This is a genomic window from Enterovibrio coralii (genome assembly GCF_001559595.1).
GTDB lineage: Bacteria > Pseudomonadota > Gammaproteobacteria > Enterobacterales > Vibrionaceae > Enterovibrio > Enterovibrio coralii.
Genome location: NZ_LNTY01000010.1, coordinates 1 through 6,689 on the forward strand (window position 1 = coordinate 1; position 6,689 = coordinate 6,689).

Sequence of the window (6,689 nt, forward strand, 5' to 3'; positions counted from 1 at the left end):
TTGCCTTCTCCACCATCAATACGGTCATTGCCCCATTCGCCATAGAGCTTGTCATTGCCCGTGCCGGATTGAAGTAAGTCGTTACCGTGACCACCGACCAATAGGTCATCGCCGTGTTCGCCGACTAAATGGTCATCACCGTTGTTCCCGTAAAGGCGGTCGTTGTGGTTACCACCGTTGACGTAGTCATTCCCTTCGCCGCCGGAGAGGCCGTCATTACCATCTTGACCATGTATACGGTCATTGTGATTTCCGCCGTCAACGCCATCATTGCCAGCACCGCCATAGATTAGGTCGTTGCCGTCCTGTCCGTAGATGGTGTCATTGTGGTTGCCGCCATCGACGACATCATCGCCGCTGCCAGCCCAAATACGATCATGGCCATCTTCACCGTAAATGGTGTCGTTACCAGCATCTCCGCCGATAACGTCATTGCCCGTGCCACCTTTGATGAGGTCGTTACCGTCCTGACCTGTCAGGTGATCGTCACCGTCTTGACCGTAGACTTCATCATTACCAGCACCACCTTGCAGGGTGTCGTTACCCCATTCGCCGTAAAGCTTATCGTTTTCTGTCCCACCTTGAAGGAAGTCATTGCCATGTCCACCGACCAGCAAGTCATCACCGTGCTCGCCGACTAAGTGGTCATCGCCGTTATTGCCGTAAATTCGGTCGTTGTGGTTACCGCCGTTGACATAGTCGTTACCTTCACCACCGGAGAGGCCATCATGACCGTCATTGCCGTAGACACGGTCATTCCCTGTGCCACCATCAATACCATCGTTCCCTGATCCCCCTGAAAGGGTGTCGTTGCCATCTTGGCCATAGATGACATCGTTCCCGCTCCGCCATCTACGGTGTCATGTCCTTTACCTGCTTCAACGTGGTCGTTGCCGCTACCTGCGTTAATTTTGTCGTTGCCGTCCTGACCGTAAAGCTTGTCGTTATCATCACCGCCATCAAGCTCATCATCACCGGCTCCGCCGACAAGTACATCATTCCCGGCACCACCAAACAGCCGGTCATTGTGATTGCCGCCGTCGAGGTGGTCGTTACCTGTGCCTCCAACTAACGTGTCATTGCCATCCTGACCATAAAGCACATCGTTTTCAGCACCGCCATCTAGGTAATCATTGCCAGAACCACCAAGTAAGCGGTCTGCGCCACTTTCTCCATAAAGCGAGTCATTTTCTGTGCCGCCATCGAGCGTATCGTTATGGTCACCGCCATAAAGAATGTCATCGCCGCTTCCGCCAGTGAGAGTATCTGTACCTGAGCCGCCGTACGCTTTGTCATCACCTGCTTCACCATGCAATACGTCATTGCCGTCTTCGCCAAACAGGGAATCGTTTCCGTTACCAGCATGGATCACGTCGTTGCCGCCGATGATGGCATTGTTAACAGCATCATCGCGTGGCGGGATGCCTCCAACGCCTTGCGGAACCTTGGTGCCAGCATCACCAAACAGAACGTCGTCTCCATCGCCGCCCTGAACGTTATCGTTACCCGCATCGCCATAAACGGTATCGTTATCAGCACCACCATCCAGTGCGTCGTTTCCTTCACCACCGGCCAGCGTGTCATCGCCTTCGTTGCCTTTCAGCGTATCTTTGCCTTCTCCGCCAAAAAGCTTGTCAGAACCCGTGCCGCCGTTTAGTTGGTCATCTCCAGTGCCGCCGTAAAGACTGTCATTGCCAGCACCGCCGTTAAGAATGTCATTTCCCGCTTCGCCATGAAGGGCGTCATCGCCGTCATCACCATTCAGTGTGTCATTGCCGTTACCACCCCAAAGCGCATCGTTGCCAGTTCCACCGTTTAGTTTGTCATTGCCTTCGCCACCCCAAAGGATGTCGTTCCCGGCATCGCCATAAAGCTCATCATCGCCGTCCTCACCAAAGACGATATCGTTGCCTTCACCGCCGCGGGCAACATCATCACCTGTGCCTGAACGCACTTTGTCATCACCTGTTCCGCCGTCAATGGTGTCATTTCCTTCGCCACCAAAAAGGCGATCTTGCCCTGAACCGCCACTTAATGTGTCGTTTCCTGCACCACCTTCAACGAGATCATCGCCATCATCACCAAACAGGTTGTCATCGACAAAGCCGCCCCTGACCCAGTCATTACCAGCGTCACCATGAACTTCGTCTGTTCCATCACCTCCGATAACCGTGTCATCACCATCACCGCCATAGATATAATCAGTATCGCCGTCTCCTTGAATATGATCGTCACCGCCGTAGCCATAAATAATGTCTTTACCCGGCGTGCCTTTGAGTTTGTCGTTTCCTTCTGTTCCTTTGATGATGTTCGCCATAACCTTGCTCCAAAATAGATACAGTTGACCAACTTATTATTTAATTTTTGTAATGATTATCCTTGTGCAAGGTAGGTGTATAACATCTATTCACGGCTGAGAAGGTAGAGGTTGTCTTTCAGGTGAGACAAAAAATAGAGAGAATTAGGTATCTCTTAAAAAAGGACTAAATAAGTACCAGCTAAAGCTGGCCTAAAAAGTAGAACAAGTATGTAAGTATAATTTACATTCGAAAGCTGAAAGAAAGCGTTCAATGTTAACTGATTGAAAATAAATGATAATTAGACAAGCAGTCAGTATTGAATGAGTTGGATATTCAAATTGATGCGCAGATGCTTTGTAACAATATGTTGCAAAGTGGTAAAACATGATGAAATAAGAATGAATTCTATGCGGAATAGCCTCAATCATGAGACAGCTATTCTTGATGTATAGCAATGGTATTTTTACAGAATCGAATTTGAGTATTGGTTGCTATTGCTCTATCCAAATCAAAAGGTAAGAAAAATATCTAGACGTAATGCCTGTGAATATAAGCAAATTAAAGCATAAGCTAATATGAAAGGTATTTCTCAGTGATTGGTTTTTCATCTCTAGTTAGAGATTAGTAAGAATCCATTGATATTTTCTGGCCTTATACATTACTAATACTTTAGTCGAGTGGTATGTGAACTTTGATTTGAATGTCTCACTAAATGGAATATTACCTTTCTTGCATGATATGAGACGAGTTATTTGGCCATAAAGATATTCAATTTTTTCGAATAATTATGATTTCAAGCGTCTCACATGAATACGTTGTCGCGTTTCGGGCACTCATGCTGAAGGACGAGGAAGTATCTAGAATGGAAGGGAATGGGCAATAATTATCGAGAGGGCAAAGGTGGAAAAGCCACAAGCACAAAAAAAACGACTCGCACATCTTAATGCTATTCGCGCGTTTGAGGCCTCTGCGCGTCACCTGAGTTTTGCTTCCGCGGGACAGGAATTAAATGTATCGGCTGCAGCTGTTGGTCAACAAGTTCGTCAATTGGAAGAGTGGTTAGGCGTTAAGCTTTTTGAACGCGCGCCATCAGGGGCTTCTCGGCTGAGCCTCACCGATAATGCTGCACTTGCACTGCCAGATATACAAACAGGTCTTAATCATCTCGGCATGGGGTTGGATATCATGCGAGGTGTGAAAGATGAAAACGTGATTGTTGTTTCCGCAAGCCCGTCGATTTCCTCCAAATGGTTGCTACCACTGCTTGATGCGTTCCATGCTCTACACGTTGATCTTGATATCCATTTAGAAACGGATGTCACCCTTGTTGATTATGCAGAGAAGGGGATTGATATCGGCATTCGATATGGGCTGGGCAATTGGCCGGGTTTGACGTCCCAACACCTGATGTTTGAAGACGTATTTCCTGTATGCGCACCAAGCTATGTTGAATCGGCGGGTTTGAGTGGTGAGCTTCCTAACTCATTGGAAGGTTGCACGCTACTTTATGACTTCTCAGTCCCGAACAATCCGGCGTACCCTAGCTGGAAGGAGTGGTGTGAGAAATTGCGTGTCACTGAACCACAACATGCGCATGGACTGAAGATCAATAACTTCTCGGGCGTGATGGAATCTGCAGTGAGGGGGAACGGGATTGCGCTGGGAAGAGGACGATTAATATCAGAGGAATTAGATTCTGGGCAGTTAGTGGCACCATTTGGCAAAGTTCAGAGCAGATTTCGCTCCCAGTTTTGTTACTACCTCGTTTGGCCGGAAGGCGCAGTGTTAAGTGACAGCGTGTTGGTATTTCGCGACTGGCTTTTGGCTCAAACGCAATGATTGCCCAATAAAAAGGGGCTGACATCGTCAGCCCAGTCTCAATGAGGCAGTTTAAACGTTAGATTGAAAGGGACCGCAATATCTAACAGCCTCGGAGCTTGAAGCGCGTCATCTCTTTGCTTTCTCGCAAAGACATACTCTTCCTCAGACGTATCTTGTCTAAGCATGACGTTCCTTTTCTTCTGCCAATCCAAACGAACACAACTTGTTGGTGGTGCGCCAAGTGGCGGATAGTCATGGCACAGATAAACATTGGTGTGATCTGGCAAGGTATAGAGTCTTTTGATGGACGTAAAGAGTGACTCTGCGCTTCCTCCCGGAAAGTCCGTACGGGAGGTTCCTTTATCCGGCGCGAAAAGCGTATCGCCAACGAACAGGTGATTCTTGATTTTGTATGCAACACACGCTGGTGTATGTCCCGGAGTTTCGATCACCTCGACGATATGATCACCGAAATACAGGTGGGAATTCTGTTCCACAAGGAAATCAAAATTGGCCAATTTGCTCAGGCCAAACTTAGTTTTCCAGTGCATGAAAACATCGTGAATACGTTTCCCTATGACGGTTTTTCCTCCTTCGTTACTTTTGACATAGTCAGCCGCAGACAAGTGATCGGCATGGATATGCGTATCTAAAATGTATTTTATCTGCAGCCCCTTCTTCTTAATAAACTTAATCACATCATCAATGTGAGAAGTGCCGATCTCTCCATCTCGATAATCCAGAACAGGATCGATAATCATGCGAGTCCACTGTCTGAAACGACGTAGGTGAACGAGCCAGTTTCGGCATGAAAAAAGGGATGTACTTTCATGATTGCTTGTCCAACGTTACTGTTGAGAAAAACAAGGGCGTGTGCTCATTCGTTCTCGCCATGCGATGAGATGAGCCAGAGCGGGTGGGATGCTCAGTTTCGCGAAATCCGCAAATGCCAACCCATAGAACAAGGTGATATCCGCCATGGAAAACTGTTCACCTGCAACAAAGGGGCGATTTGCGAGTAAGCGATTGAAATATTCGAAGCCACTGACCGCACGTTGCTTCTGGTGCTGACCCCACTCGCTGCATTGATACGTCTCAATCGAGGGGCCTAGCCCGTCAGTTGCATGGTGGAAGTAGGTGCCGACTGCATCCATGACCAGCGACTCAGCGCGACGTTGCATCATGTGAACAATGCCACGCTCTAGCGGTGACCTGCCTGTTAATGATGCCCCTTCAAAATACGCATCGATATATTCCGTAATGGCGGTGGATTCGGAAATGAATTCACCTTCCGGTGTTTTTAGAACGGGTACGGTACCCAATGGGTTCATGGCGTAGAAAGCAGATGTTCTGTGTTCAAGGTTCATCACGTCTACCTCCACAAACGACACGTCTTGCAGGGCATTTTTCTCTGCCAATGCCGCTCGAATCCTAGCGGGATTTGGAAAGCCGGTGGTTTCAAAGATGACGATTTGGTTTTCTGTAGACATAAGTGCTCCTTAGCCGGGAATATCCCGTCTATCTCCAATGAGTGAGGGTGTTTGGAAGTAGCTAGCCGTTAAATGTCAGAGCCGAAATTCATTCGCAATGACCCGTTGGCAATGAGCCATTAGCAACGAACTTGGCCAGCACCTTTTTTGCGGTAAACCTTTGCGCCTTCGTCAGTCGAGATTGCCAGCGGTGTGTGGGGAGGGAACCTTAGCCAAGAACGGGTAGGGTAACCTTGACCATTAACCGTTAACGTTCCACTGATGATAAAAAACTCGTTGAGCGCGTCTTCTTCGGCTTCTTGGCGTTCAAAGCCAGCTTTGTATTGGTGAAGAGATGTTTCTTCTTTAGAAGATTGCCAAAGGATCAAACGCGATTCATGTTGAGATACAGGCATCCACAACTGTTCGTTGGTGTTGAGCGCGAACGTTGCTTCTTCTTCGGGCGGGAGTTGTGAAAGCTTAACGAAGATTTCACAGCCTTCGTCAGTAAACGGGCGATGAGATGAACCCACAGGATTTCTCACGTACCAGCCTTCACTGAAGTCGCCGTTTTGGTCAGAGAAGGTGCCACTTAGGACGATAAACTCTTCGCCGCCAGGGTGGGAGTGAGATTTGAAATAGCTCTCAGGGGCATAGCGCACGCAAGAGGTTGCGCGTTTCACCACTTCGTCGCCGCATCGTTCAAACATCATTCTTTCAACGCCAGCCATTGGCGTTGGGCTAAATAGCACATCACCGCCTTGGATTTGAACCGCCTGTGTGAGGTCGATATTCAGTTCTAAATAGGTCTGATTAACCAATTTTGATGAAGACATTGTCCTTTCCTTTGTGAACGCTTTCTATGTTTTACAGGATAGGAGGATGCTTTTGTTTTAACGACGCATAAAAACTTGCCGACAGGCACAGAAAAACTTTTTCAGTATTTTCTAAAGCACGCTAATTTGCTGAATTTGGGCATAAAAAAACCCGCCAGTCGGCGGGTTTTGAATAAGGTGTGATTGCTTATGCCAGCAGTTCTTTCGCTGTCTCAACCACGTTTTCTGTGGTGAAGCCGAACATCTTGAACAGTTGGTCAGCA

General features: G+C 47.9%; 5 protein-coding genes and 2 pseudogenes. 1 reads left to right on the forward strand and 6 read right to left on the reverse strand.

The features are described 5' to 3' along the window. The 3 genes and pseudogenes from ATN88_RS25750 to ATN88_RS04300 all read right to left on the reverse strand — a co-directional run. Positions 1–617: calcium-binding protein (locus ATN88_RS25750; protein WP_269748097.1), on the reverse strand; the 617-nt coding region annotated here is incomplete at its 3' end. Positions 618–632: 15 nt separating this feature from the next. Next, positions 633–830, reverse strand: a pseudogene (locus ATN88_RS28795) (calcium-binding protein); the annotation flags it as partial. 20 nt (positions 831–850) lie between these two features. Continuing rightward, a pseudogene (locus ATN88_RS04300) lies at positions 851–2,317 on the reverse strand (calcium-binding protein); the annotation flags it as partial. Between the two features lie 883 nt (positions 2,318–3,200). On the opposite strand from ATN88_RS04300, the gene ATN88_RS04305 reads away from it, so the two are divergent. Then, positions 3,201–4,139: a LysR substrate-binding domain-containing protein gene (locus ATN88_RS04305; protein ID WP_232312789.1), complete on the forward strand. Its 939-nt coding sequence runs from the start codon at positions 3,201–3,203 to the stop codon at positions 4,137–4,139. Positions 4,140–4,177: 38 nt separating this feature from the next. On the opposite strand, the gene ATN88_RS04310 is transcribed toward ATN88_RS04305, so the two are convergent. The 3 genes from ATN88_RS04310 to ATN88_RS04320 form a co-directional block, all read right to left on the reverse strand. Further along, complete coding sequence (locus ATN88_RS04310) at positions 4,178–4,882, reverse strand: MBL fold metallo-hydrolase (RefSeq protein ID WP_232312791.1); 705 nt, start codon at positions 4,880–4,882, stop codon at positions 4,178–4,180. A gap of 87 nt (positions 4,883–4,969) precedes the next feature. Beyond that, entirely contained in the window at positions 4,970–5,611 is a 642-nt protein-coding gene (locus ATN88_RS04315; RefSeq protein WP_067411992.1) for a glutathione S-transferase family protein, read from the reverse strand. A gap of 119 nt (positions 5,612–5,730) precedes the next feature. Next, positions 5,731–6,426 carry a cupin domain-containing protein gene (locus tag ATN88_RS04320; RefSeq protein ID WP_067411993.1) on the reverse strand — a complete coding sequence of 232 codons (696 nt, stop codon included), beginning with the start codon at positions 6,424–6,426 and terminating at the stop codon, positions 5,731–5,733. Between the last annotated feature and the right edge of the window lie 263 nt (positions 6,427–6,689).

Bases quoted from the DNA above. Each gene is read 5' to 3' on its own strand.
- ATN88_RS04320 (WP_067411993.1), bottom strand. From the start codon at position 6,426: ATGTCTTCATCAAAATTGGTTAATCAGACCTATTTAGAACTGAATATC.
- ATN88_RS04315 (WP_067411992.1), bottom strand. From the start codon at position 5,611: ATGTCTACAGAAAACCAAATCGTCATCTTTGAAACCACCGGCTTTCCA.
- ATN88_RS04310 (WP_232312791.1), bottom strand. From the start codon at position 4,882: ATGATTATCGATCCTGTTCTGGATTATCGAGATGGAGAGATCGGCACT.